Annotated in this window: 25 protein-coding genes; 11 read left to right on the top strand and 14 right to left on the bottom strand. The window is 32.0% G+C overall.

Features of this window, described 5'->3' with window-relative positions; genetic code table 11:
* Positions 1–2 precede the first annotated feature (2 nt).
* The 3 genes from HNP35_RS19495 to HNP35_RS19485 all read right to left on the bottom strand — a co-directional run bounded on the left by HNP35_RS19495 (position 3) and on the right by HNP35_RS19485 (position 2,497).
* Complete coding sequence (locus HNP35_RS19495; protein WP_008468989.1) at positions 3–482, bottom strand: Lrp/AsnC family transcriptional regulator; 480 nt, start codon at positions 480–482, stop codon at positions 3–5.
* 77 nt (positions 483–559) lie between these two features.
* Positions 560–1,714 carry a M14 family metallopeptidase gene (locus HNP35_RS19490; protein ID WP_184166357.1) on the bottom strand — a complete coding sequence of 385 codons (1,155 nt, stop codon included), beginning with the start codon at positions 1,712–1,714 and terminating at the stop codon, positions 560–562.
* Positions 1,715–1,945: 231 nt separating this feature from the next.
* The gene (locus HNP35_RS19485; RefSeq protein ID WP_184166360.1) at positions 1,946–2,497 is read right to left on the bottom strand and encodes a 1-acyl-sn-glycerol-3-phosphate acyltransferase; all 552 of its coding nucleotides are present in this window, start codon (positions 2,495–2,497) and stop codon (positions 1,946–1,948) included.
* 64 nt (positions 2,498–2,561) lie between these two features.
* On the opposite strand from HNP35_RS19485, the gene HNP35_RS19480 reads away from it, so the two are divergent.
* From HNP35_RS19480 to HNP35_RS19455, 6 genes are all read left to right on the top strand, one after another.
* Positions 2,562–3,227, top strand: coding sequence for a spermidine synthase (locus HNP35_RS19480; protein WP_184166363.1), 666 nt, complete (start codon positions 2,562–2,564; stop codon positions 3,225–3,227).
* Positions 3,228–3,233: 6 nt separating this feature from the next.
* Positions 3,234–3,911: a peptidoglycan DD-metalloendopeptidase family protein gene (locus HNP35_RS19475; RefSeq protein WP_184166366.1), complete on the top strand. Its 678-nt coding sequence runs from the start codon at positions 3,234–3,236 to the stop codon at positions 3,909–3,911.
* Between the two features lie 6 nt (positions 3,912–3,917).
* Entirely contained in the window at positions 3,918–4,394 is a 477-nt protein-coding gene (locus HNP35_RS19470; RefSeq protein ID WP_184166369.1) for a hypothetical protein, read from the top strand.
* A gap of 13 nt (positions 4,395–4,407) precedes the next feature.
* Positions 4,408–4,932, top strand: coding sequence for a hypothetical protein (locus tag HNP35_RS19465; RefSeq protein WP_184166373.1), 525 nt, complete (start codon positions 4,408–4,410; stop codon positions 4,930–4,932).
* A 48-nt stretch (positions 4,933–4,980) separates the two neighbouring features.
* Positions 4,981–5,451 carry a nuclear transport factor 2 family protein gene (locus HNP35_RS19460; protein WP_184166376.1) on the top strand — a complete coding sequence of 157 codons (471 nt, stop codon included), beginning with the start codon at positions 4,981–4,983 and terminating at the stop codon, positions 5,449–5,451.
* Between the two features lie 129 nt (positions 5,452–5,580).
* Positions 5,581–7,323, top strand: coding sequence for an APC family permease (locus HNP35_RS19455; protein ID WP_184166379.1), 1,743 nt, complete (start codon positions 5,581–5,583; stop codon positions 7,321–7,323).
* A gap of 242 nt (positions 7,324–7,565) precedes the next feature.
* Here HNP35_RS19455 and HNP35_RS19450 read toward each other — a convergent pair whose 3' ends face one another.
* Positions 7,566–9,053, bottom strand: a complete 1,488-nt coding sequence (locus HNP35_RS19450; RefSeq protein ID WP_184166381.1) for an aminotransferase class V-fold PLP-dependent enzyme — start codon at positions 9,051–9,053, stop codon at positions 7,566–7,568.
* Positions 9,054–9,235: 182 nt separating this feature from the next.
* Between HNP35_RS19450 and msrA the strand changes: the two genes are divergently transcribed.
* Positions 9,236–9,769, top strand: coding sequence for a peptide-methionine (S)-S-oxide reductase MsrA (gene msrA / locus HNP35_RS19445; RefSeq protein WP_184166384.1), 534 nt, complete (start codon positions 9,236–9,238; stop codon positions 9,767–9,769).
* 173 nt (positions 9,770–9,942) lie between these two features.
* Positions 9,943–11,511: a protein adenylyltransferase SelO gene (locus HNP35_RS19440; RefSeq protein ID WP_184166387.1), complete on the top strand. Its 1,569-nt coding sequence runs from the start codon at positions 9,943–9,945 to the stop codon at positions 11,509–11,511.
* An 80-nt stretch (positions 11,512–11,591) separates the two neighbouring features.
* Here the strand turns inward: HNP35_RS19440 and HNP35_RS19435 are convergent, their stop codons facing one another.
* Positions 11,592–12,560 (bottom strand): YpdA family putative bacillithiol disulfide reductase, encoded by a 969-nt coding sequence (locus tag HNP35_RS19435; RefSeq protein ID WP_184166390.1) that lies wholly within the window; start codon positions 12,558–12,560, stop codon positions 11,592–11,594.
* Position 12,561: 1 nt separating this feature from the next.
* The gene (locus HNP35_RS19430) at positions 12,562–13,035 is read right to left on the bottom strand and encodes a CYTH domain-containing protein (RefSeq protein ID WP_184166393.1); all 474 of its coding nucleotides are present in this window, start codon (positions 13,033–13,035) and stop codon (positions 12,562–12,564) included.
* Between the two features lie 182 nt (positions 13,036–13,217).
* Here HNP35_RS19430 and HNP35_RS19425 point away from each other — a divergent pair, with 182 nt between their 5' ends.
* Both HNP35_RS19425 and HNP35_RS19420 read left to right on the top strand, forming a co-directional pair.
* On the top strand, positions 13,218–14,126 hold the full coding sequence (locus HNP35_RS19425; protein ID WP_184166396.1) for an OmpA family protein: 909 nt from the start codon (positions 13,218–13,220) through the stop codon (positions 14,124–14,126).
* Between the two features lie 15 nt (positions 14,127–14,141).
* A complete protein-coding gene (locus tag HNP35_RS19420) occupies positions 14,142–14,687 on the top strand; it encodes a hypothetical protein (RefSeq protein ID WP_184166399.1) in 546 nt (181 codons plus the stop codon).
* A gap of 149 nt (positions 14,688–14,836) precedes the next feature.
* Here HNP35_RS19420 and HNP35_RS19415 read toward each other — a convergent pair whose 3' ends face one another.
* From HNP35_RS19415 to HNP35_RS19390, 6 genes are all read right to left on the bottom strand, one after another.
* Positions 14,837–15,874 (bottom strand): o-succinylbenzoate synthase, encoded by a 1,038-nt coding sequence (locus tag HNP35_RS19415; protein ID WP_184166402.1) that lies wholly within the window; start codon positions 15,872–15,874, stop codon positions 14,837–14,839.
* A 70-nt stretch (positions 15,875–15,944) separates the two neighbouring features.
* Positions 15,945–17,183 (bottom strand): tetratricopeptide repeat protein, encoded by a 1,239-nt coding sequence (locus HNP35_RS19410; protein ID WP_317618024.1) that lies wholly within the window; start codon positions 17,181–17,183, stop codon positions 15,945–15,947.
* A gap of 166 nt (positions 17,184–17,349) precedes the next feature.
* The gene (locus HNP35_RS19405; protein WP_184166406.1) at positions 17,350–18,027 is read right to left on the bottom strand and encodes a metal-dependent hydrolase; all 678 of its coding nucleotides are present in this window, start codon (positions 18,025–18,027) and stop codon (positions 17,350–17,352) included.
* A 31-nt stretch (positions 18,028–18,058) separates the two neighbouring features.
* Positions 18,059–19,021, bottom strand: a complete 963-nt coding sequence (gene menA / locus HNP35_RS19400; protein WP_184166409.1) for a 1,4-dihydroxy-2-naphthoate octaprenyltransferase — start codon at positions 19,019–19,021, stop codon at positions 18,059–18,061.
* Positions 19,022–19,125: 104 nt separating this feature from the next.
* A complete protein-coding gene (locus HNP35_RS19395) occupies positions 19,126–19,959 on the bottom strand; it encodes a 1,4-dihydroxy-2-naphthoyl-CoA synthase (RefSeq protein ID WP_012024845.1) in 834 nt (277 codons plus the stop codon).
* A 793-nt stretch (positions 19,960–20,752) separates the two neighbouring features.
* A complete protein-coding gene (locus HNP35_RS19390) occupies positions 20,753–21,604 on the bottom strand; it encodes a CvfB family protein (protein ID WP_184166412.1) in 852 nt (283 codons plus the stop codon).
* Between the two features lie 160 nt (positions 21,605–21,764).
* Between HNP35_RS19390 and HNP35_RS19385 the strand changes: the two genes are divergently transcribed.
* Positions 21,765–23,114 carry a M20/M25/M40 family metallo-hydrolase gene (locus HNP35_RS19385; protein WP_184166415.1) on the top strand — a complete coding sequence of 450 codons (1,350 nt, stop codon included), beginning with the start codon at positions 21,765–21,767 and terminating at the stop codon, positions 23,112–23,114.
* Between the two features lie 43 nt (positions 23,115–23,157).
* On the opposite strand, the gene HNP35_RS19380 is transcribed toward HNP35_RS19385, so the two are convergent.
* Positions 23,158–23,499 (bottom strand): DUF2853 family protein, encoded by a 342-nt coding sequence (locus HNP35_RS19380; protein WP_184166418.1) that lies wholly within the window; start codon positions 23,497–23,499, stop codon positions 23,158–23,160.
* Positions 23,500–23,588: 89 nt separating this feature from the next.
* On the bottom strand, positions 23,589–25,250 hold the full coding sequence (gene menD / locus HNP35_RS19375) for a 2-succinyl-5-enolpyruvyl-6-hydroxy-3-cyclohexene-1-carboxylic-acid synthase (RefSeq protein WP_184166421.1): 1,662 nt from the start codon (positions 25,248–25,250) through the stop codon (positions 23,589–23,591).
* Between the last annotated feature and the right edge of the window lie 162 nt (positions 25,251–25,412).

The following is a 25,412-nucleotide window of genomic DNA, read 5'->3' as shown; positions in this document are numbered from 1 at the left end:
TATTACATATTTTTGAAAATAGTATGCATCAAACGCTTCTTATCGTTTATACTTTCCTCTAAAGAAATCATAGTTTCTGTTCTGTAAACACCATCGATATCGTCAATCATAAAGATAACTTCTTTCGCGTGCTTAGTGTCTTTTGCTCTAATTTTGCAAAAGATATTGAATTTTCCTGTAGTTACAGAAGCTACAGTTACGAATGGAATTTGGTTAATTCTTTCTAATACAAATTTTGTTTGAGATGTATTATTAAGAAAAACTCCTACATAAGCAATAAATGAATAACCTAATTTATCGTAATCTAAGGCTAATGAAGATCCCATGATGATACCGGCATCTTCCATCTTTTTAACTCTAACGTGTACTGTACCAGCAGATATCAATAGTTTTTTTGCAATGTCAGTAAACGGAACTCTCGTATTGTCTATTAACATATCTAAAATCTGGTGATCTACTTCATCTAAACGAAATTTACTCATAATTGTTTAATTAATATTACTAATTGCTATTACAAAGTATAAAATTATATATAAAAAACAACAAATTCACAAAAAAATTAACTTTTTATTAATCCGTTAACAAATTTAACATTTTTATTTAAATAAAAATTTGCTTTTTGACCCACTTTTGGAAAATTTGAGAAATCGTCTGAATATTCTTGCCCTTTAGCGTCGTATTCATAATGTCCAAAATATTTTTCCAATTCGCCTACTTCTACGATGTAAGCATTAAAATGAATCTTATTTTCGATTAATTCTTCTTTGTATTGTGCGACAAAATTCGTAATAATTTCGATACCATCATAATTTATTTTGACATTTTTATACATAAAATCATAAAAAACCACATTATTTTGTGAAATATTCAAATATTCACCAAATCTATTATCAACTAAATCGTTTTCGGAAATCAATTTAAAGCTCAAAATTAACGAGAAAAATATGAATTTACGGGTAATTTCCCTTTCGTAGTCATCTGGATAGTGTCCTGCCTCAAATAATATCGTAGGAACTCCTAAAAATTGAAAAGTGTCCCCGATACAATTAATATTAAAAGAATCATCGAAGCGACCAATCTGCCCAGGAATATATTTTTGAAGTTCTTCATTAATACCTGCAATGATGTTAATTGCTTTTAATCTAACATCATTAACATCTCTTTCTTCATTATAAGAAGGAGCTAAAAAAGAAACTGTAGCAGGTTTTCCATCGGTTCCCGCTCCAAAAATGGTACGTTGATCATGTAGGTTAAAACAGTAATGAGGTTTAAATTGCTCAAATACTTTACGCAAAATATTACTTTCTGGCTGCGTTAGATTTTGTGAATCACGATTTAAGTCAATTTCATTTGCATTTGCACGTGTATAAAGTCGTGCTCCATCGGGATTTAAAATCGGGATACACAAAAAGGTAAAAGTCTCCAGCATTTTCTTAGCAAAATCGGTTTCATCATTTAGCAAGTTGATGAAGTCAAATAATGCTTTTGTAGTGGTACTTTCGTTTCCGTGCATTTGCGACCATAAATATACACGCGTTGCACCTGTACCGATTTGATAATTATATATAGATTCTCCTAAAACAGATTTTCCTAAAAGCTGAACTTGATTGTCTGTATTTAATTTATCTAAAAGAGGTTTGATATCATCTAGAGTAACATATCTTCCAGATATTGATGGTTCTTTGTATTGTGTAAAAAGCTGTTCTAAATTCATTATGTTTTGATTAGTTGACAAAAGTAAAGATCTTTATTTTTACAATTATAATACCTCGAAACCTTTAACAATTTAATAGTTTAATCATTTTTTTGAAACAACAATTGAATTGAAATAAAAGTCACTTTAAATCACAGATTTTCATAATTGAAAAATTAGCGCGTATTTGGAGATTGGTCCAGAAAATTTTCAAATATGCGATTCTCACGCGTTTGAAAAAATTCTCAGAAATTATAGCTTTACCCCATTTTCTGGAATTTTCCCCAAAACTCCTTTATAATGTTTTTTCAAAATTTCGAAATCAGCATCGTAGTTTCCAGTTGGGAAAAATGGTTTTCCTAAATTTACTTCTTTTTTACCCCAATCAAAAGCTACGGGAACAATTGGCACATTCGCTTTAAGCGCTATAAAATAGAATCCGGTTTTAATTGTTTCAACCGCTTTTCTAGTTCCTTCTGGAGCAACGGCTAAACGAAAAGTTTCTTTACGTTCAAAAATTGCTGCAATTGCATCTACTTTGTTCAATCCGCCTGAACGATCTAATGGTTCACCACCAACATTTCTAAAATAAAAACCAAAAGGAAATTTAAATAATTCTTTTTTTCCGACCCAATTCATTTGTAAACCAGAAATACCTCTAGTAAATAATCCGATATAAAAGTCGTGATTACTTGTATGTGGCATAACCATCAAAATACATTTCTTTACTTCAGCATTTTCTATTCCTACTATTTTCCAGCCCATTAGCTTAAAAAATATGAATTTGTACAATAGTTTTTTCATTAATCATTCAAAATTTCATGCAAAATAAAAGATTTAATACTAAATTTGAGTAAAAGCATTAAAAATGATTCAAAAATTTTTCAGTTATATTATTCCAATAAAAATATTCAAAAAGAAATCTGCAAGAAGCAAAATAATCGAAGTTACCTGGGCAAATGGCGAATTGGTATTGGACTCTGAAAACACTAATTATTCGTACGGAAGTCTGCAACGTATATTAAGGTACGGACTAAGAAATATTGGTTACGAAAAAATTTTAAAGATGAACCATATATTACTGCTTGGTGTTGCCGGCGGTAGCGTTGTAAAAACCTTAGTTGATGAAATTGAATATAAAGAAAAAATTACTGGAGTAGAAATTGATCCAGATATGATACAGGTAGCTAATCAATATTTTAATTTGAATCAAATTGAACAATTAGAACTTGTAATTGATGACGCGTTCGAATTTGTACTAAAAACGAAAGAGCAATACAATCTTATCATCATAGATGTTTTTGAAGATACTAATATGCCAAACTTTTTATTTGAAAAATTCTTTTTAAATAGAGTTTGTGCACTTTTAAAAGATGATGGTTTTATTTTGTTTAATACAATGATTCTAGATGAAGCTCACAATGTTAGAAACAGAAAATATATTTCTGAAGTAAATCCGAAAACCTTTACTGCTAAAATGCTTCCACGTATAGAAACTCACAATGAATTAATAATTATAAATAAAGTTGCTTAAATTTTTATGAAACCCCTTACCTCCATATTAAATGCCTTACCTCCTACTAAAATAATCGATGCTGAAATTGATCTATCAGATTATATACCATTGAATTTATCTGTTTCAAATCAAGAATTGATTGATGCAAAACTCGAAACTTCTGAAGATTTCGAAAAATATATTTCTAATTATTTAAAAGAAAACAACGCTCGAGTTGCTTTTGGAGGCTATATTGAGGGAAGGTTTTTATACCAACGAAGTTCAATATTCTTAAATGATTCCAAGCCTGAACGAAATATTCATATTGGTTTAGATTTATGGACAGAAGCTGGAACTCAAGTGCTTGCCGCTCTTGATGGAAAGGTACATAGTTTCAAAAACAATGAAGGTTTAGGTGATTACGGCCCAACTATAATCTTAGAACATAATGTAGAAAATGAGAAATTTTATACTTTATATGGACATTTATCGTTAGAAAGTATAGAAAATTTAAATATCGGAGACCATTTCAAAAAAGGCGACAAAATCGCTACTCTAGGAAAACCCGCAGTAAATGGTGATTATGCTCCTCATGTCCATTTTCAAATCATTCATAATATTGAAAATTATTGGGGAGATTATCCTGGTGTTTGCAATGCAAAAGATCTAAACTTTTATATTGAAAATTGTCCCGATCCTAACTTATTATTAAAAATTACTTAAATAGTTATGAAGAAAGCAGGATTGATTATATGTTTGTTATTGTTAATCGGATGTAAATCTAAAACAGTTAGTAGAGATACTGAAGATTTAAAAATTAAAAAAGTTTCTGTAGCAGATGTGAATGCAAATCAGCAGCGAAAAGCTTATGATTTAGGAAAAAGAGTTTTAGAAACTTGTAATACTTCAAAATTTAAACCTTTTAATGAAACTGAAGTAACCAAATCGGTAATGGATAACACCACAGAAGAGCGTTTAACCAAAACATGCCAAAGATTTAGACAGTATTACGGGAGTTTCATAGATTTAAAATTAGACGGAGTATACAAAACCAAACAAGAAGTCATTTATAGATACCATGCACTATATTCAAAAAAAGTAGCGAATAAAGAATTGCGTGTTTTTGTAAATCAAGACAATCTTGTTTCAGCTATAAAATCAATGGATTGGGATGAAAAATTTGATGCCAAATTAGCCAATCAATAAATACATTTTAACTATGAATTTTAAACTACCACTTTTTATTATATTGTTTGTTTCAACTTTTGCTTCGGCGCAGCAAAGTATTAGCGTAAAAGGCTCTGCTCCTTTTTCTGCAACACAGGAATATACTTTTATCTGTGAAAAATATGCTTACACGGGCGAAATAAAAGTTCAAATTGCGAAAACTGATAAAGGTGGTATTTTAAAAATCACTGTTGACACCGCAAATGACAAAGCAAGAATTGCAGGAGGTTTATATGTAGATTTGGCCAATGCCGATGTTATTGCATGCACAGACAAAAATGTAAAAGAATCTTCAGAGGGCAAAACAACATCGTATTACTATTTTACTCCAACAGAATGGCTAAAACTTAAAAAGAATGATATTTATGCCGTTCGATTTATTATCGCTGGAGGTCCAGATAACTTTGGCAATCAAACAGGACATTTTACTGCCTATAATAAAATGAATTACTTTTCTACCGCTTTCGATAAATCTAAAAAATCTTTTGATACCGCTAAAGAAATTAGTACATTATAATCTCTTTTTTATCTAATAAATCTTATATTTATCAGAAATATATTTCTTATGAATGCTAATGAAGCTTTAATTGCTAAATTTTATACCGCTTTTGCGAATGCCGATGCCAAAACAATGATTGAATGTTATCACCCAAAAATTCATTTCATTGATCCAGCATTCGGTTTGCTAAAAGAAAATCAAGTTGCTAAAATGTGGGAAATGCTTCTTTTGAAAAGTAAAGGAAATATAAAAATTGAATTTTCGAACGTAAAAGCAGACGATTCTACTGGTTCTGCCAATTGGGTTGCAACCTATAATTTCAGCAAAACAAACAGAAAAGTAATCAATAGAATTTATGCCGAATTCGTTTTTCAAGACGGATTAATTATTAAGCATACAGACAATTTCGATATTTGGAAATGGTCAAAACAAGCTTTTGGCACTACTGGTTATTTATTAGGTTGGACAGGTTTTTTTCAAAAGAAAGTTCAAAGTCAAGCTTTATTATCCTTACAAAAATTTCAAGAAACAAAATAAAATCCCTAAATTGAATATTCTTATGGTACTAAAAGTATATAATGAATATTCAATTTAATATCCGCCTCTTCCTCGATTCTAATTATTTGTTACTTATTGTTTTTTGCTTAAAGTGTTAAATAAATACTGATGAAAGAAATTGTACACAAAAAATTAAATCAATTACAGGCAACTGCAATTTGCGGAAACGATATTAGCTCTTCCTGTTTGTATGTTTCAGCATTAACTATTTTATATGCAGGACAGTATGCTTGGATTTCATTATTGATCGTTGCTATTGTTTTATTTCTTTTCAGAAAAATTTATGGAGAAGTTGTTGGTGCAATTCCATTAAATGGAGGCGCTTATAATGTTCTATTAAATACTTCAACAAAACGCTTGGCCTCTTTAGCCGCAACTTTAACCGTTTTGTCTTATATGGCAACTGCCGTAATTTCTGCTTCAGAAGGAATGCATTATTTACATGGAATTTTTGAAGGATTAAATGTCACCATCGCTACTGTTGTCGTTTTGATTTTATTTACTGGACTGGCAATTTTAGGAATTGGAGAATCTGCATTTGTAGCTGTTGTCATTTTCTTGACACACATCGGAACATTGACTTTATTAGTTCTAACCTCCATTTGGTTTATATTGAATCATGGATTAGATATATTTCATTTCAATTGGCAAACTCCAATTACTTCAGGAAGTATCAGAACGGCGCTTTTTCTTGGTTTTTCAGCAGCAATGCTCGGAATTTCGGGATTCGAAAGTTCTGCCAATTTCGTTGAAGAGCAAGAACATGGAGTTTTTCCCAAAACGCTTCGAAATATGTGGGGAATTGTAAGTTTCTTTAATCCTGTAATTGCCATATTATTAATCAGTGTAATTCCGCTTACAGAAGTTGGAGAAAACAAAGAATCTCTTTTAGCACATTTAGGGCAAACAACAGGAGGAGCTTGGCTGGCTTGGTTAATTTCTATTGATGCCGTTATGGTATTATGTGGAGCAGTTTTAACGTCGTTTGTTGGTGTCTCTGGACTTTTAAACCGAATGACATTAGATAGAATTCTCCCAAATTATTTCCTCAAAACAAACAAAAGAGGCGCACATTATAGAATTGTCATCAGTTTTCTAATCCTTTGTATTTCTGTACTTTTTGCCACAAGCGGGCATTTAGAATCTCTTGCTGGAGTTTATACTTTCTCATTTTTGGCCGTTATGGCTTTATTTGGAATCGGAAATTTACTTTTAAAATATAAACGCAGTAAACTTCCAAGACCAGAACGAGCCCGTGGTATCGCAGTTGTCGCTGCAGTAAGTTTTGTAATTGCTGCTTTTATCGGGAACATGGAACTTAATATTAATTCTTTCTATACCTTTCTTCAATATATGATTCCCGCTTTAGTATTTATAGGAATCATGCTTAATCGCGTAATGCTGATTCGGTTATTAATCGAAGCTTTAGAATATTTTTATCAACCCTTAAGAAGAATGGTTATTGTCAGTAATCGTTATTTGCAAAACTTAAGCACGCAAATTAATTCGCAGGAGTTTGTCTTTTTTACCAAAGGTGATGATATCACAATTTTAAATAAGGTTTTACAATATGTTGAAGACAATGAAACAACCAAAAAACTAAAAATTGTTCACGTTAAAAATGATTCAACAAGCAACGAAGCATTGAAAAAAGATCTCGAAGTCTTAGATCGTGCTTACGACGGACTTGACATAGAATATTTGGAAATACAAGGAGTATTTGGCCCAGAAATAATCGATGAACTTTCCGAAAAATGGAAAATACCAAAAAACTTTATGTTCATTGGTTCTCCAGGAAATAGATTTTCATATCGTGTAGCAGATCTCGGCGGTGTCCGATTGATTATGTGATTTTTTTGAAGCAGACAAAATCGATTTTTCCAAGACCAATTGTCCCGCTATCCGTTGCACACGAGCGATAGCGAACTGACGAAGTAATCTTTTGTACTGAACCCCAGTACAAAAGGATTTCCACTGCTATCGGGGCTAAATTAGAAAATTCATTTTCATAAGAAACAACAAACCCGACAGATTTCAAAAAATCTATCGGGTTTAATAATTATACTATAAACGTTTAATAGTTTCTAAAATCCTTAAGATTTAAACCATCCTTCAACTAATTCATCTTCAAAAGAAGTAGCATTTTTATGGATAAATTCATTTCTCATCTTGTCATAAGAATAATCTAAAGCCCATTCTTTATGATTAGCAGCTAGCTCTTTTATACTTTTACATACAAAAGCAATTTCTTTATCTGTAGTCGTTGGGTGAATAGACATTCTAATCCATCCCGGTTTTTTGATTAAATCGCCAATTGTAATTTCATTAACCAATTTATTAGACGTTTCCTGATCAACGTGCAACAAATAGTGACCATAAGTTCCTGCACAGCTGCATCCTCCTCTAGTCTGAATTCCAAAACGGTCATTCAAAATTTTCACTCCTAAATTAAAGTGAAGATCATCAATAAAAAATGAAATTACACCAAGACGCTCTTTATGCTGGCCAGCTAAAATTTTGATATTCGAAACTGGTTCTAATTCGCTAAAAACATAATCTACAATTTCATGTTCACGCTGCATAATGTTTTCGATTCCCATTTCTTCTTTCAGCTCAATAGCAAGAGCTGTTTTTATTACTTGAAGAAAACCTGGAGTTCCTCCATCTTCACGATCTTCGATATTATCGATATATTTATGTTCTCCCCATGGATTTGTCCAGCTTACTGTTCCTCCACCAGGACAATCTGGAATCATATTGTTGTATAATTTTTTATTAAAAATTAAAACACCAGAAGTTCCAGGGCCTCCCAAGAATTTATGCGGTGACATGAATACAGCGTCTAAATAGGCTTCTGGGTCAGTTGGATGCATATCAACTTCTACATAAGGTCCAGAACAGGCAAAATCTACAAAACAAACTCCATTATGTTGGTGCATAACTTTTGCTGCTTCGTGATAAGGTGTTCTTAATCCCGTAACATTTGAACATGCAGTAATAGAAGCAATTTTAATAGTTCTATCTTTATATTTGTCTAATAATATTTCAAGGTTTTCGACATTAAAAAGTCCTTTTTCGCAAGACGGAATAATTTCAACATCCGCAATAGTTTCTAACCAAGATGTCTGATTAGAATGGTGTTCCATGTGTGAAATAAAAACAATCGGCTTTTTCTCTGCCGGAACATTCGTAAAAGACTTCAAGTTCTCAGGAACTTTTAATCCCAAAATACGCTGGAATTTATTGATCACACCCGTCATTCCAGTTCCGTCTGTAATTAGAACATCATCATTATTTGCATTAGCATGACGTTTAATAATATGTCTAGCATGATGATATGCTTTTGTCATAGCAGTACCAGATACCGTAGTTTCTGTATGCGTGTTAGCGACAAAAGGTCCAAATTCATTCAAAAGTTTTTCTTCAATCGGACGATATAATCTTCCACTGGCAGTCCAGTCAGTATATATTATTGATTTTCTGCCATAAGCTGACGTAAATTCCTGATTTATACCGACAATGTTCTGTCTAAATTCCTGAAAATAGGTCTCCAGGGTCATGGTATTATTTTTGCTATTCATTAGTTGTGCCTTGTGTTCGACTGCAAATATATCGTTTTTTTATAAAATTGCGAATTTATCAATACTAAACTTCAAACATTAAATATCTGTTTAGTATATTTAGTTAAAAGAACTTTTTTTTAATAAATTATCATAATAGCCTATCGAATTAATAGGTAATAAACAAAAAGAAAGTATTATTTATGGGAAATTTATCAGTAGCCACCTTTGGTGGTGGTTGTTTTTGGTGTATAGAAGCTGTAATTCAGCGTTTAAAAGGAATAGAATCAATAAAATCAGGATATTCAGATGGATTTATTAAAAATCCTGCTTATCGCGAAGTTTGTACAGGAAGAACTGGACATGCAGAAGTTATTCAGGTAACATTTAATTCTGACATAATTTCATATCATGACTTAATTTTTATATTCATGACAAGTCATGATCCGACAACTTTAAATCGTCAAGGTGGGGACAGTGGAACACAATATCGTTCTATTGTACTTTATCATGATGAGGAACAAAAAGCGATTGCAGAAAAAGTTTTTGAAGAAGTACAGCCTGCCTATGCCGATCCGATTGTAACACAGTTAAAACCTTTTGAGGTTTTTTATGAAGCTGAAGATTATCATCAGAATTATTATAATGAAAATCAAGAAGCGGGATATTGCCAAGTTGTAATTGATCCGAAAATTCAGAAACTGAAAAAAATGTATGCTGATATGTTAGTGAACTAATTTTTTGATAAGTCACAGATTATACCGATTAGAATTATTTATGAATTAGTTTGTCACCCTGAGCGAAGTCGAAGGGCATTCCTATTAGACTGTGGCTCGACTTCGCTCAGCCTGACAAAGAATAAGATACTTTTTAATTCTTCAAATCTGCATCAGAAATAAGAAAAATTATAATGAAAAATCTAAAAATAAACAATCGATTTACAGCAGAGTTACCTGCCGATCCTGATTTGACAAACGAAGTTCGTCAGGTAAAAAATACTTTGTTTTCGTATGTAAATCCAACAAAACCCTCAAATCCTGAATTAATACATGCTTCTGAAGAAGTTGCAGAATTAGTTGGAATCGAAAGAGAAGAAATTCTTTCTCAGGATTTTCTAAATACCTTTTCCGGAAAAGAAATTCTTCAAGAAACAAAACCTTTTGCCATGTGTTATGCCGGCCATCAATTTGGAAATTGGGCAGGACAATTGGGAGATGGTCGTGCTATAAATTTGACAGAAGTTGAAAACAACAATGAATTTTACACACTTCAACTAAAAGGCGCGGGAAAAACTCCCTACTCTAGAACCGCAGATGGTTTGGCTGTCTTACGTTCTTCAATTAGAGAATATCTTTGTGCAGAAGCAATGCATTATTTAGGAGTTCCTACTACTCGATCTCTTTCTTTAATTCTAACAGGAGATCAGGTTTTAAGAGATATTTTATACAATGGAAATCCTGCTTACGAAAAAGGTGCTGTTGTTTGCCGTGTTGCGCCTTCATTTATCCGTTTTGGAAGCTTTGAAATGCTTACAGCTAGAAATGAATTAAAAAATCTGAAGCAATTCGTAGAGTTCAATATCAAACATTATTTTCCTGAAATTTCAGGAGAACCAAAAGAACAATATTTGCAGTTTTTTAAGAAAGTAGCAGACACTACACGCGAAATGGTTTTACATTGGCAGCGTGTTGGATTTGTTCATGGGGTAATGAATACCGATAATATGTCTATTCATGGAATTACTATTGATTATGGCCCATATGGATGGTTAGAAAATTATGATCCAGATTGGACTCCAAATACAACAGACAGTCAGAATAGAAGATATCGTTTCGGAAATCAGCCACAAGTAGCACAATGGAATTTGTTTCAATTAGCCAACGCACTTTATCCTTTAATTAATGAGGCAGCTCCTCTAGAAAAAATCTTAGATTCATTTATTAGTGATTTTGAAGAAGACTATAAAACAATGTTTTTAAGTAAATTAGGATTATTTACTTCAAGTGAAGCTGATGATAAAATTATAAAAGGTCTTGAAGAAATATTGAAATTATCTGAAACTGATATGACGATATTTTTTAGAAATCTAAGTCAAATTAAAAAAGAAGATTCTGTAGAGCAAGCATTCGAAAAGATCGAAAATGCATTTTATTTGCCAGAAGAAATAAAAAATCAAATTTTGGATGCTTGGCAAAAATGGTTTTCAGTTTACTTAAAACGATTAAACTCTGAAAAGCTTTCAGATGAGGAACGCGCTTCGAAAATGAATCTCATAAATCCGAAATATGTGCTTCGAAATTACATGGCACAGTTGGCAATAGATGCTGCCGATAAAGGAGACTATTCTCTAATAGACGAATTATTCCAACTTTTGAAAAAACCGTATGACGAACAACACGATTCTGAAAAATGGTTTGCAAAACGTCCCGATTGGGCAAGAACAAAAGTTGGCTGTTCAATGCTTTCTTGTAGTTCTTAATTTTTTTTCGCCACGAATTCACGAATTATTTTTTTACAATCTATGAAAAGAAAATAATTCGTGAATTCGTGGCGGGAAAATTATTTCGAAGTAATATAATCCACAATCATATTAGCGTGAATTCTTGAGTTTTCTATAAACCATTTATGTGTTTGCATACCACCGCAGACTACGCCAGCCAGGAATAAACCTTTAACATTGGTTTCCATTGTTGCAGGATTATAAACGGGAATTTTCAATTCATCATCAGAAAGCTGAATTCCCATTTCTTTAAGAAAATTTAAATCTGGTTTATATCCTGTCAATGCTAAAACAAAGTCGTTTTCTACAGTAATTTTACCTTCTGGCGTTTCAATTTCAACTTCGTTTTCTCGAATTTCAGTTATATTAGATTGAAAATAGGCTTTAATACTTCCCTCTTCAATACGATTTTCAATATCAGGTTTAACCCAATATTTTACACGGCTATTAATTTCGTTTTTACGAATAACCATAGTTACTTCGGCTCCTTTTCTCCAGCATTCCAAAGCAGCATCAACAGACGAATTGTTTGCTCCTACAACCAAAACTTTTCTAAATGCATATTCGTGTGCTTCTTTGTAATAATGACGAACTTTAGGAAGACTTTCTCCTAAAACATTCATTTCAATTGGAATATCATAAAAACCCGTAGCAATTACAACATTTTTAGATTTGTAGTTTTGTTTATCCGTTTTAATAGCAAAAATCTCGTTTTCTTTTTGAACATTCAAAACCTTTTCAAACAAATTAATATTGAATTTAAAATAGCGATGAATGTTTCTGTAATATTCTAAAGCTTCTTGGCGTCCAGGTTTTGGCGCTAAACAATTAAATGGAATTTCTCCAATTTCCAATCTTTCTGCAGTTGAAAAAAAAGTCATGTACAACGGATAATTAAAAATACTGTTTACAATTGCTCCTTTTTCTATAATTAGATAATTCAGCTTTTTCTTCTCTGCTTCTATTGCGCAGGCAAGACCAATTGGCCCTCCTCCAACAATAATGAGGTCATATGTTGTTTCTGTCATTTTATTTTTGCCAGTCTTTAAAAGGATTTTTACTTAAATAGGCGTTGTAATATCTTTCGTCATTGGTTACTTCTTCACCAAGCCATTCAGGTTTTTCAAAAGTTTCTTCTTCAGATTTTAATTCAATTTCTGCCATAACCAAGCCTTCATTTTCTCCGTAAAATTCATCTACTTCATAAACATGAATTCCTGATTTTATTTCGTAGCGAGTTTTTTCGATTTTTCCCTTTTCACAAAGTTTTAAAAGCTCTTGAGCTTCCTCTAACGGAATTTCATTTTCCCATTCAAAACGAGACATACCGCCACTTTGGCTTATCCCTTTTATTGTTATAAAGCCCTTATGTCCTTTAATACGTACTCTAACAGTTCGCTCAGGAACAGAACTTAGATAACCTTGAGCAATTTTATTCTGAGCAAAAGCTTGCTTTTTGAAATCGTCAGATTTGACAAGAAATTTTCTTTCTATTTCAACCATTTTTAATTGGAATTATTTTAATGCAAGTTACTCATTTATATCAAGAGGTTAAAAAATTAGAAAAGCAAAAATATGTTAATTCCTTTTTTACAAAACAAAAGAAGAACATTAAAATAACTGATTATTAATACGTTACCTATTAAAATTTTAGTTAAATTTGAAAGAATCTAAACTCATCATCTATGTCTAAAAAAGTAAGTTATCTATTAGGCATTGCGATAACCATTATTTTAGGTACTTTTTTATATCTGAAATTTTGCTGCAACTGCTGTGACAAAACAACAACGGATGATGCTCCTAAAATAGTTTCCCCAGCTGTTCAAGAGCCAAATTTTGTTCCGTTTGTATTAAATGGTTCGGGAATTGAATATCAAACACATGATAATCTCAAGTTCCTTAAAAACAGTGCCATTCTCGTAATGCCTGTAAGCGATTCTGTAACGACTGGTATCGAAAAATTGAAAGCTTTCTTGTCTTCAAATCCAAAACAGAAAGTGACTATAACCGGTTATGCTACATCAGACGAAAAAAATACGACAACCTTTGAGAATCTGGGCTTAGCAAGAGCAAATGATGTCAAGAATTATTTTGTTTCGAAAGGTATGTCGGAAAATCAATTTAATACAAAAGGAGAAATAATCGACAAATGGAAAATGAATGCAGATACACTTCTTGGACCTGCAAATTATTCATTTGAAGCAATTGATTCTACTGCAACTACTGATGAATGGAGCGCATTAAGAGATAAGATTAATGCAGATCCTTTAATTCTTCATTTTAACACCAATCAATCCCGCTTAACTTTAAGCGATGCAGAAAAAGAAAAAATTACTGCAATTACGCAATATTTGGAGCATGTTAAAGTTGCTGTTGTCTTGGCTGTTGGTCATTCTGATAATGTTGGAAATCGTGATTCTAACATAATTTTAGGTCAAAAAAGGGCCGATTTCTCTAAAAACTATCTTTCTAAAAATGGCATTGATGCCGCTAGAATTGAAACGCAGTCTAAAGGTCCAGATGATCCAATTGGAGACAATAATACCTCAGAAGGAAAGGCAGAGAACCGAAGAACAGTCATTACAATTAAATAATTAAAACATACGATCATGAATATACCTTGTATCTTAATACCCGCTCTTGTAGGTCTAATATGTGGAATTTTAGGCTACTTACTAGGAAAAATGAATTCTAAAAATGATGATTCTTTAGCATTATCTTTACAAGCAGATTTAGATGCCTGCAAAGCCAATACTAGAAATTTAAATACAAAAATTGCTTCTTTAGAGGCTGATTTGGCTGCAAAAGCAAAAATAGCTCCGCAATCATTTGCTTCAGCCGCTCCAACCCTAATTCCATTTGATGCTACTTTAGCGGCTACTGTTTTAGGAAAAAAAATAAAAGAGAATGATTTGAAAGTTGTAGAAGGAATTGGGCCGAAAATAGAAGCTTTGTTTAATAATGCAGGAATAAAAACTTGGCACGATCTTTCTCAAGCATCAACAGAAAAACTACAATCTATTCTAGATGCTGGTGGAGAAAATTACGCCATCCACAACCCGAGTACTTGGGCTAGACAAGCTTTACTGGCTTATCAAGGAAAATGGCAAGAATTAAAAGATTGGCAAGATAGCCTTTTAGGAGGAAAAGAGTAAAAAAATATAGGTTTAAAGGGACAAAGTTGCAAAGGTGTAAAGGTTTAATCTTTGTGGCTACTCTGTTTCTTTTGCTTTTATCAGAAATCATAAAAAAGGCACAAAGGTTTAAAACTTTGTGCCTTTATTCCTTTGTTCCTTTGAATCTTCTAAAAAAAATCTTTCTGCCACTCTTTTTCTAAATTATACCACAGTTCTCCATTTTTAACTTCTAGTGGACAATCTATATTATTAGTATACAAAGCTCCGGTTCCTAAGCCTTGTGGCAAATTTGAATTTAAAGTAAAAGTCCATTGAGCGATTGCATTAAGTCCAATATTACTTTCTAGAGCTGATGTTATCCACCATCCAATATTATATTTTTCTGCTAAAGTTATCCATTCTTGCGTTCCCCTAAAACCTCCTATAAAACTTGGTTTCAAAATAATATACTGTGGTTTTATTTTCTGTAATAAATTTTCTTTTTCCTCGAATGAAAAAACACCAATTAATTCCTCATCTAAAGCAATCGGAAAAGGAGTTTCTTTACACAATTTAGCCATTTCTAAAACAGCACCTTTTTTAATTGGTTGTTCAATACTATGAAGCTGAAATTGATTTAATTGAATTAGTTTATCTAATGCTTCTATTGAAGTAAAAGCACCATTCGCATCTACACGAATTTCAATTTCCTCAGGAGAAAAATGATTTCTAATAAAGTGCAATAATTCGAGTTCTTTATTAAAATCAATTGCGCCGATTTTAAGTTTTATACAATTAAAACCTGTTGCCAATTTTTCTTCAATTTGTTCTTTCATGAAAGATGCTTCACCCATCCAAACCAAGCCATTTATTCTAATCGAACTAATTTGTTTGGTAAATTCTGAAGGAAACAAAATATATGGATTTTCATTTTTCAAAGATAAAAACGCCATTTCAACCCCAAACTGAATGGACGGAAATTCAAGCAAAGAATCCCAAAGAACTGCTTCTCCCAAATGAATGTTATCACACGTCCATTTTAGCTTTTCCTCATAATCAGAACGATCATCAGCGCTTAAGCCGCGTAAAATTCCACATTCTCCAATTCCTCTCTTTCCATTTTCCTCCAAAATAATAAACCAAGTTTCTTTTTCGGTCATTACACCTCTAGATGTTCCAGAAGGGCGTTTAAAATTTAATAGATATTTATGGTAAGAAGCTTTCATTTTTTAAGATGCTAAGATACTAAGATACCGAGGTGCTAAGTTTAATAAAAGCACCTCATATCTAAGAAACTTAATTATATAATTTTAATATTCTTTCAAAGTCTTTAGACGGAAGGCCAGCCTTTTCAAATACTGCAAAATCTAGCTTTGTTTTTGCAATCCAGCTTAAGCTGTCTGTAACATTTTGAGTTTGGTATTTTTTATAGATTGCTTTAGCAGCGCTATAATCATTGCTTACTAAATAAGTATGTGCTAAATTTAGTTTTATCATCAACTCGGTATCATCTAGTTTTTCACCTTCTAATAATACTTTCAATGCTTTAGCGTACTGTTTGGTCAAAATATAACAATAGCCGAGAGAACTATAATCTAATGCCGTTGCTTTTCCTTCGTTAACAATTGTATTTAATTTCGGAATTGCTTCATTATATTTTTGAGTTTTTATCAAAGAAGCAGCCTGAGTTCTCAAATCATTGAATACATTTTTTGAAATATCAGCGTCTTTGTAACAAGCATTTCCAAAATCTTTATACACTTTTGTTTTTTCTACTGCTAATAATTTTTGAAACTCATCATATCGATATTGTTTCATAATTTTATTTAAAATGCAAACGCAAAAATCATCTGAATTGGCCATTTTTTGGGCCATTGTAGACGTTTTGCACAAACTTATAATTTCGTTTTTATTGTCTTGATTCCAACCACGACTTAATTTGGTATCAACCCAAGGCACAACTTCTAAAACTACTTTCTGACTCAAAATCCAATTTTTGCTTTCAAAACCAAACCAAATAGTACTAATGTTTTCTTTAAGACATGAAGATCTATTTACAGATAACCTTTTTGCATCTTTACTAACGGGCTCAGCCTGCGAATAACAAGCCTTATCTATTTTACCATCTGCAATGTATTTTTTAGCATTTTCATTAGAGGTAAAAATGGAATAAGTACATTCGTCATCACCAGAAATTTTTGACATCAGAAAAACTGCTCCTGCAGAACCTTGACTTACTCCAGTTGGATCTGGAATGGCTTTTAATAAAGAAACTAAACTGTTTGCCATTTCCTGATTTTTGTCTAAAAGTGTAATTCGATACACAATTTCTGTAGTTCCAACAGGCAAATCTTCTGTCGATATTGCAATTCTATCTCTTGCAGGAACCATAATCTCCTTCGTGGTAGCGCGTTCTTTATCCCAGTAGCCATCTTTTTGGGCAAATGAGGAATAAGAGACCAGAGTTAACAGAAAGAGAATACTTTTCTTGAAAGTTGAATTTTGTGAGGTTGTTTTGATTGCCACAGATTTCACAGATTAAAATGATTTATTTTTAAAACTACAGTATTTCAATAACATAGATTATGCCAAATAACTTTCCAATAGAACCGATTGATTTGGTCTATTTACAACTATATCTTCTAAAGTCAATTTTATTTTGCCTCTAGAAGATATAGTCAATTTCAGCTTTAGCCTTTTATTATAATTCTATAGATTCTCCGATTTCTAAAAGCATCAAATCTTTTCCTTTATCGAAAAATTTACGAATAGCTTCTTCGTGATTAATTTCAATGTAACCGAAGGTATCAAAATGATATCCTAAGATTTTATCACATTCCAAAAAATCAGAAGCAATAATAGCGTCTTCAACATCCATAGTAAAATTATCTCCGATTGGAAGAATCACTAAATCTAACTCCGTACGAAGCGGGATCAATTTCATGTCGTAAGTCAAAGCAGTATCTCCAGCGATGTAAATATTTTTATGTTCACCTTCAATTACAAATCCTCCAGGATTTCCTCCGTAAGTTCCATCAGGAAAACTGCTTGAATGAATTGCATTTACATATTTTACTCTTCCAAAATCAAATTTCCAGCTTCCGCCATGGTTCATTGGGTGTGAGTTAAATCCTTTGCTACCGTAATAAGTAGCAATTTCAGCATTTGAAACAATAACAGCATTTGTATTCTTTGCAATAGTTTCAACGTCTAAAACGTGATCCCCATGCGCGTGTGTAACCAAAATGTAATCTGCTTTTAACGAATTAATATCAATTCCAGCAGCTTTTGGATTTCCTGTAATAAATGGGTCAACAATAATATTTTTTCCTCCTACTTCAATTCCTAATGAAGCATGTCCGTAGTATGTAATTTTCATTTGTAAATTTTTAAGTTTAAAAGTTCTGTTTTTATCTTCCTCCTAAAAACAAGTTTACAATGATATCTGAAATCAATGAAATCATGCAAACAGTTAATAGGATTGAAAGTAAAAATGTGCTTAATGCCAATTTTTTCAATTCTGGATCTAACAGCTTAGGATCCTGATTTTTATAAACCGTAATTAAATGTTTAGTTAATGGGATGTAGGCCAATAAAAATAAATACTGGTCAAAATTATAATCACTTAAAATGGCAAAAATAACCACTAAAAGCATTGCCGTAATGATCAAGCTATAATGATAAATTTTAGCATTTGAAGCACCAATTTGGACCACAATTGTATTTTTTCCGGCTTTTTTATCAGATTCTTGATCTCGCATATTGTTTAGGTTTAAAACTCCAACGCTCAATAATCCGATTGAAATGGCTGGCAGAATCAAAAGCGGATCAATTTCTTTTGCATACAAAAAGTTTACTCCTAATGTGCTTACTAGTCCAAAAAAGAGGAATACAAAGACATCTCCAAGTCCTCTATATCCATATGCTGAATTACCAACAGTATATTTAATTGCAGACACAATCGCAGCAACTCCAAGAGCTAGGAAGAAGATTGAATATCCGAAGTTATCTTTACCAAAAGCAAAATAAATTAAGATTATTGCAGACAACAAAGTCAATAAAGAAGTAATGATAATTGCTTTCTTCATTGCCTGAGGCGTAATAACACCGCTTTGAATAGCACGCTGTGGCCCTACTCTGTCTGCGTTATCAGTTCCTTTAACTCCATCACCATAATCATTGGCAAAATTGGATAAAACCTGTAAACCTAATGTTGTTAAAAGTGCGAAACCAAAAATTTTCCAGCTAAATACTTCTGTCGGCGTATTAATTGTTTCTGTTGGATTTGATAAAGCATAAATACTCCCAACTATAATTCCAGAAACTGATAAAGGCAATGTGCGCAATCTTGCGGCTTCAATCCAATGTTTCATATTTTAATTTTAGATTTTAAAATGTAGATTTTAGATTATTTATATTCTGATTAAAAATTAAAGATTCAAAAATCTAAAATCTAAAATCAGAAATCTAAAATTATTTACGGCAACCATTTATTTTCACCGAAGTTTGGTTTTCTTTTTTCTAAGAAAGCATTTCTTCCTTCTTTTGCTTCTTCAGTCATATAAGCCAAACGAGTTGCTTCTCCAGCAAAAACTTGCTGACCAACCATTCCGTCATCAGTTAAGTTCATGGCAAATTTTAGCATTTTAATAGAAGTTGGTGATTTCTGAAGAATTTCCTGCGCCCATTCGTAAGCTGTAGCTTCTAGCTCGTCGTGAGGAATTACCGCATTAACCATTCCCATTTCGAAAGCTTCTTGTGCTGAATAATTTCTACCTAAAAAGAAAATTTCACGAGCTTTTTTCTGACCAACCATTTTAGCCAAATAAGCTGATCCGTAACCGCCATCAAAACTAGTTACATCAGCATCTGTTTGTTTAAAAATAGCATGTTCTTTGCTTGCAAGCGTCATATCGCATACTACGTGCAAACTATGTCCGCCACCAACAGCCCAACCTGGAACAACTGCTATTACAACTTTAGGCATAAAGCGAATTAATCGTTGCACTTCTAGAATATTTAAACGATGCTGACCATCATCTCCGACATATCCTTGGTGCCCACGAGCATTTTGGTCTCCACCACTGCAAAATGAATAAACTCCATCTTTAGTAGATGGTCCTTCGGCAGAAAGTAAAACCACTCCAATTGAAGTGTCTTCTTGTGCATCGTAAAAAGCTTGGTATAATTCTGAAGTAGTTTTAGGACGGAATGCATTTCTAACATTTGGTCTGTTAAAGGCTATTCTCGCTACTCCATTGCATTTTTTATAGGTTATATCTTCAAATTCTCTGGCTGTAATCCAATCCATTTTGATTTTTTTGTTTTAATAATTATAGCGTAAAAATAAGGCATTTTTACAATTTTACCTACTCAAATTGTCTTAAGTCTTTACGAAATTAACCTCTAATGTTAACAATTGGTATTTACTTACAAAAAATAACATTTTTTAACATTAGTTTAGAAAAATAATAATTAATTTTACACCCTAGAAATCAACTAGATACATTTTATTTATTTGATTTTAGATTGATTTTCTTTCACTGATTTATTAACCTAAAAAATGATTTTTTTGAGAAAATTTAAAAAATTTGTCGCTCATTTTTTTAGGGTTTTAAGTAACAAACCTCAAAATAAAGAGCAAATGATTTATGTGTTTGTTGAAACTTCAAAAAGAAAAAAGTAACACCTAAGGTTAAAAGTTAGAATTGTATCTATAATTAGTATATGAATGATAACGAAAAAGAGAAAAAGTACTAATTCACACTTTCTAAAAGTTATTTTATAAACCAATGGATTAAGCCGTGAAATTATCTTTTTGCTTTTAAAATTTATGCATCAAATTATTTAAAAGACATACCGTCAAAGGATAGTTTCTAAAATTTATAAAGCTATTATCCTAAGAGGGATTCGAATTATTTTATTTCTGTTTTTTTTTAATTACAATTTTTTTTAAAACTAGAATAAAAAGCGAAAGGCTGCTTGTAATGAGCAGCCTTTTGTATTATAATAACTTCGTAAACTTCAAAAAATGAAATTCCAAATTCCAATTTTACTTTGTTTGTTCAATCAGATTTTGGAATTTGGAATTTTAATATTGGTATTTAATTAATCAAATAAATTCCGTCTTCTTTTATCTCTATTAATTTTTCTTTATATAAAGATCCGATAGCTTTCTTAAATGATTTTTTACTCATTTTCAAAACAGTCTTAATATCTTCTGGATGCGAATTATCATTTAATCTTAAAAAGCCTTTACTAGCTCTCAACTCGCTCAGGATTTTATCTGCATTTGGCTCAATACTTTCAAAACCTTGTGCCTGAAGCGCTACATCAATTTTATGATCTGGACGAATATTTTTGATATAGCCACGAAGTCTCTGGCCAGTTCTTATCGAATCATCGTAAACTTCGTCTTTATATAAAAGCCCTTTGTGTTTTTCATTTATAATTACATTGATTCCCATATCTGTAATATGAGAAACAATCAAATCTACTTCTTCTCCTTTTTCAACTGTCAATTGATCGTTACTCAGAAACTGATTGGTTTTACTTGAAGCCACTAAACGATTAGTCTGTTTATCCATATATAAATAAACCAAATAACGTTTTCCTTTTTCCATTGGGCGTGCCTGTTCTTTAAACGGAACAAGAATATCTTTTTCCATTCCCCAATCCATAAAAGCTCCAACATTATTTATGTAATTTACTCTTAAAAGTGCAAACTCATTCAGCAAAATATAAGGAACTAAAGTCGTTGCAACTGGTCGTTGTTCGTGATCCAAATACACAAAAACAATCAGTTCTTCTCCAATTTCAAATACTTTTGGAACGTATTTATTTGGAAGCAAAACATCATGAATTCCTTCTGGGTCACTTTCAGGATTTCCTAAAAACAAACCAACTTTGGTATCACGTAATATAGTTAGGGTATTGTATTTTCCTATTTCTAGCATTTTCTAAATATTCTAAGTTGATAAAACAACTAAGTTTGTGAGGTGCAAAGGTACGAAGTTTGAAAATGGTAAAACAAAAAATGTTTTAGATAAAAAAGACTTTATGCTTTAATCAATTTTTAGTTAAATTTGGAATATATCTATAATTTATCCCAAATCAATGAAAAAGACTATTTTTTACTCCATTTTCTCTTTTTTAGTTTTTACACAGCTTTCTCTTTCGCAAGTTGCAGAAGATCCAGAAATACGAAAAATGATTAGCGAAATTAAAACCGAAAATCTAGAAGCGACAATTCATAAATTAGTTTCTTTTGGCACAAGACACACGCTAAGCGATACAAAAAGTAAAACAAAAGGAATGGGCGCTGCTCAGCAATGGGTTAAAAGTGAATTTGATAAAGCTGCTCTCGAATCTGGAGGAAGATTAACTTCGACAATTGATTATTTTACTGCAAAAGCAGATGGAAAAAGAATTCCAACAGACAGCTACATCGGAAATGTAATGGCAACTCTTAAAGGAACAGATCCCACGGATGATCGTGTTCTTATTATTAGTGGCCATCTAGATTCTCGTGTTACAGATGTAATGAATGCAAAATCGAATGCTCCTGGCGCTAATGATGATGGTTCTGGGGTTGCAGCTCTAATAGAATTGGCAAAAGTAATGAGCAAAAGATCATTTTCTGCTACCATTATTTTTGTTGCTGTTACTGGCGAAGAGCAAGGACTTGTCGGCGCGCGTTATCTTGCAGAAAAGGCAAAAGCTTCTAATTGGAATATCGTAGCCATGCTTAACAACGACATGATTGGAAACAGTTTGTCTAGCGGAACCAATTTAAGAGACAACACTCAAGTTCGTGTTTTTAGTGAAACTATCCCGTATTTAGAAACTGAAGAAGAAGCAAAAATGCGAAAAGCGATAAGTCGAGATAATGACAGTCCATCAAGATTATTAGCACGTTACATTAAAACCACTACAGAACAATATGTTGATCAGTTAACAGTTAAATTGGTTTATCGAAATGATCGTTTTTTACGCGGTGGAGATCATACACCATTTAGTCAAAACGGATTTACAGCAGTTCGTTTATGCGAAATGAACGAAAATTTTGATCACCAACATCAAGATTTAAGAACCGAAAACAATGTTGTTTATGGCGATCTTCCCGAATTTATGGATTTTGAATATCTAAGAAAAAATACTTGTGCTAACTTAGCTACGTTGGCAAATTTGGCTTCATCACCAAAAGCACCTACAAATGTAGGTATCGAAGTAAAAAAACTTTCTAATTCTTCGACACTTATTTGGTCAGCGCCGGAAAATAAAACTCCATACGGTTATCAAATCTTGATGAGAGAAACTGCCTCTTCTCATTGGGAAAAAACATTTTTCACCAAAGAAACTCAAATTGAAATTCCATATTCTAAAGACAATTACTTCTTTGCAGTACAAGCAGTAGATGCTTTCGGACATGCAAGTTTACCTGTTTTTCCGATTCCAATTCGATAAGATTATAAAACAAAAAGCGCCTTTACAGGCGCTTTTATTTTTTCTATTTGTAAACACTTTCTTTCTTGAAATGCACTGTCAATAAATAATAGACTACTGCTCTATATTTGTGTTTATTAGACTTTCCGTACTTTTCCAATACTTCGTGAATTGCTCCAAACAACTCAGGACTGTCTTTAAGACCAAGTTTTTTTACTAAAAAGTTCTTTTTAACCGTTTCTAATTCTGATTCTTGAGTTCCAGCAACAACAGACGCGTCATCGTTGTATATAGAAGGACCACAGCCAATTGTAACTTTTGTCAATAAATCCATGTTTGGAGTCACACCACATTTTTCCTTCAAATCTGAAGCATACTTCTTAATTAATTCTTCTCTTTTGCTCATAACTATACATTTTTTTGGTCTTTATTAAAGTCCAAATGTAGAGTAAAGGCACAAGTAAAACAAAATTTTAACAATATTTTTCTTTCAAATTAATTCAAAAATTTAAAATACTGTTTTAGAATCTGATCATTAACCAATGTAGGCGTAAAAATCTCCAAAATACCTGGAGCATCATTCGTTTCATAAAGCGATTTTAATCCACTTTCAAGAGAATCAACATCATTAGAAACAAAATAATTCATCTTATACATTTTTGCTAAATGTTCAGCAGTTAAATGATGAGAAGTTTCGAAATAAGTATTAAAAACAGGTTTCTCTTCATGTCCTGGAAGAATTCTGAAAATCCCTCCTCCTCCATTATTTACCAGAATAATTTTAAAGTTTTTAGGAATATAAGCATTCCAAAGCGCATTGCTATCATATAGAAAACTAATATCTCCTGTAATAAATACATTTTGTTTTTCATTCCCGACTGCTGCACCAATAGCTGTAGAAGTACTACCATCAATACCACTAGTTCCTCGGTTACAGAAAACTTCAATTGATTCGTCTATATCAATTAATTGTGCATAACGAATTGCTGAACTATTACTAATCTGAAGCTGGCTATTTTTAGGAAGAGATTCTATTACTTTTTCAAAAACTTTAAAATCTGAAAAATTAATTTGACTTAAATATTCCTTTCTCTTTTCTAATCTTTCTTTGTAAACAGAATCAATGCTTGAGAAATAGTCGCTTTCTGCAAAAGATGATTTTGAAAACAAATCTTTAAAAAAGTCATTTGGTTTCATTTCAAAATGCTTAGTCAATGCTCCAAATGTATCATAAGCACGTAAAGTATCTATATGCCAATGCTGTTTAGGTTTGTATTTTCTTAAAAAACCTTTAATTCTTTTTGAAACTACCATTCCACCAAAAGTCACTAAAACTTCTGGGTTAAATGCCGTAAAATCAGAATCATCAAATGGAGTAATTAAAGTATCTATTGAATTAATAAAATTAGGATGATGCAAATTAGAAGTTGTTTCAGTCAATACAACAACTGAAGGATCTGAAGCTAGATTTTCGATAATTTCCCTATCTATTACATTAGCTTCGTTTACTCCAACTAAAATTAACTTTCGCTTTGCATTATTCCAAATTGAAACAAATTCTTCTCTGTTTTCGATTGTTTTTAAGCTGTTCTCAACTTCTGTATGACAAATTTTAGGTTTTACAGAAAGCTCTTCTGTAGTTTCATACAAAGGCTCTTCAAAAGGTGCATTAATATGTACCGGACCTTTTAAGCGAATCGCAGTTTCGATAGCCAAATTGATTTTTAAATCATTTTCCTCTGAGGCATCTTCAGTCAAATTAGCATTAAAAACAGAATGATTTGCAAAAACATTTTCCTGACGAATGGTTTGTCCATCACCTATATCTATTTTACTTTGCGGTCTATCGGCAGAAATTACAATTAAAGGAATTTGGCTGTAAAACGCTTCCGCTAAAGCTGGATAATAATTCAGCAAAGCCGATCCAGAAGTACAAACAATTGCAGTTGGCTGTTTAGTTTGCTGTGCAATTCCTAAAGCAAAAAAAGCGGCGCAACGCTCATCTGCAATGCTATAACATTTAAAATTAGAATTTTGAGCAAATCCGATAGTTAAGGGAGCATTTCTAGATCCTGGAGAAATAATAATATTGACAATCCCTTTGGCAGATAAAATTTCGATAATGCTTTGTGCAAGCGCTATTTTGGGGTAAATCATTCTAGTCGTGTATTACTTTTTTTTGAGAGAAAATTGATAATCTAAATTTTCTTCTTGTTGCTTACAAAGTTACAAACTTCGCAGTTCATTTAAATTATAATTAGGAATATATTAAGGCTCTTTCGCAAAAAAGGAAATATATTTGTAAAATCGAATAATTAT

The organism is Flavobacterium notoginsengisoli (assembly GCF_014207905.1).
In the GTDB taxonomy this organism is placed as follows: domain Bacteria; phylum Bacteroidota; class Bacteroidia; order Flavobacteriales; family Flavobacteriaceae; genus Flavobacterium; species Flavobacterium notoginsengisoli_A.
This window is presented reverse-complemented; position numbering and strand designations above follow the sequence as displayed.

What these genes read in the sequence shown, in the direction of transcription:
- HNP35_RS19495 (WP_008468989.1), bottom strand. Translation starts at nt 482, where the DNA reads ATGAGTAAATTTCGTTTAGATGAAGTAGATCACCAGATTTTAGATATG.
- HNP35_RS19490 (WP_184166357.1), bottom strand. Translation starts at nt 1,714, where the DNA reads ATGAATTTAGAACAGCTTTTTACACAATACAAAGAACCATCAATATCT.
- HNP35_RS19485 (WP_184166360.1), bottom strand. Translation starts at nt 2,497, where the DNA reads ATGAAAAAACTATTGTACAAATTCATATTTTTTAAGCTAATGGGCTGG.
- HNP35_RS19480 (WP_184166363.1), top strand. Translation starts at nt 2,562, where the DNA reads ATGATTCAAAAATTTTTCAGTTATATTATTCCAATAAAAATATTCAAA.
- HNP35_RS19475 (WP_184166366.1), top strand. Translation starts at nt 3,234, where the DNA reads ATGAAACCCCTTACCTCCATATTAAATGCCTTACCTCCTACTAAAATA.
- HNP35_RS19470 (WP_184166369.1), top strand. Translation starts at nt 3,918, where the DNA reads ATGAAGAAAGCAGGATTGATTATATGTTTGTTATTGTTAATCGGATGT.
- HNP35_RS19465 (WP_184166373.1), top strand. Translation starts at nt 4,408, where the DNA reads ATGAATTTTAAACTACCACTTTTTATTATATTGTTTGTTTCAACTTTT.
- HNP35_RS19460 (WP_184166376.1), top strand. Translation starts at nt 4,981, where the DNA reads ATGAATGCTAATGAAGCTTTAATTGCTAAATTTTATACCGCTTTTGCG.
- HNP35_RS19455 (WP_184166379.1), top strand. Translation starts at nt 5,581, where the DNA reads ATGAAAGAAATTGTACACAAAAAATTAAATCAATTACAGGCAACTGCA.
- HNP35_RS19450 (WP_184166381.1), bottom strand. Translation starts at nt 9,053, where the DNA reads ATGAATAGCAAAAATAATACCATGACCCTGGAGACCTATTTTCAGGAA.
- msrA (WP_184166384.1), top strand. Translation starts at nt 9,236, where the DNA reads ATGGGAAATTTATCAGTAGCCACCTTTGGTGGTGGTTGTTTTTGGTGT.
- HNP35_RS19440 (WP_184166387.1), top strand. Translation starts at nt 9,943, where the DNA reads ATGAAAAATCTAAAAATAAACAATCGATTTACAGCAGAGTTACCTGCC.
- HNP35_RS19435 (WP_184166390.1), bottom strand. Translation starts at nt 12,560, where the DNA reads ATGACAGAAACAACATATGACCTCATTATTGTTGGAGGAGGGCCAATT.
- HNP35_RS19430 (WP_184166393.1), bottom strand. Translation starts at nt 13,035, where the DNA reads ATGGTTGAAATAGAAAGAAAATTTCTTGTCAAATCTGACGATTTCAAA.
- HNP35_RS19425 (WP_184166396.1), top strand. Translation starts at nt 13,218, where the DNA reads ATGTCTAAAAAAGTAAGTTATCTATTAGGCATTGCGATAACCATTATT.
- HNP35_RS19420 (WP_184166399.1), top strand. Translation starts at nt 14,142, where the DNA reads ATGAATATACCTTGTATCTTAATACCCGCTCTTGTAGGTCTAATATGT.
- HNP35_RS19415 (WP_184166402.1), bottom strand. Translation starts at nt 15,874, where the DNA reads ATGAAAGCTTCTTACCATAAATATCTATTAAATTTTAAACGCCCTTCT.
- HNP35_RS19405 (WP_184166406.1), bottom strand. Translation starts at nt 18,027, where the DNA reads ATGAAAATTACATACTACGGACATGCTTCATTAGGAATTGAAGTAGGA.
- menA (WP_184166409.1), bottom strand. Translation starts at nt 19,021, where the DNA reads ATGAAACATTGGATTGAAGCCGCAAGATTGCGCACATTGCCTTTATCA.
- HNP35_RS19395 (WP_012024845.1), bottom strand. Translation starts at nt 19,959, where the DNA reads ATGGATTGGATTACAGCCAGAGAATTTGAAGATATAACCTATAAAAAA.
- HNP35_RS19390 (WP_184166412.1), bottom strand. Translation starts at nt 21,604, where the DNA reads ATGCTAGAAATAGGAAAATACAATACCCTAACTATATTACGTGATACC.
- HNP35_RS19385 (WP_184166415.1), top strand. Translation starts at nt 21,765, where the DNA reads ATGAAAAAGACTATTTTTTACTCCATTTTCTCTTTTTTAGTTTTTACA.
- HNP35_RS19380 (WP_184166418.1), bottom strand. Translation starts at nt 23,499, where the DNA reads ATGAGCAAAAGAGAAGAATTAATTAAGAAGTATGCTTCAGATTTGAAG.
- menD (WP_184166421.1), bottom strand. Translation starts at nt 25,250, where the DNA reads ATGATTTACCCCAAAATAGCGCTTGCACAAAGCATTATCGAAATTTTA.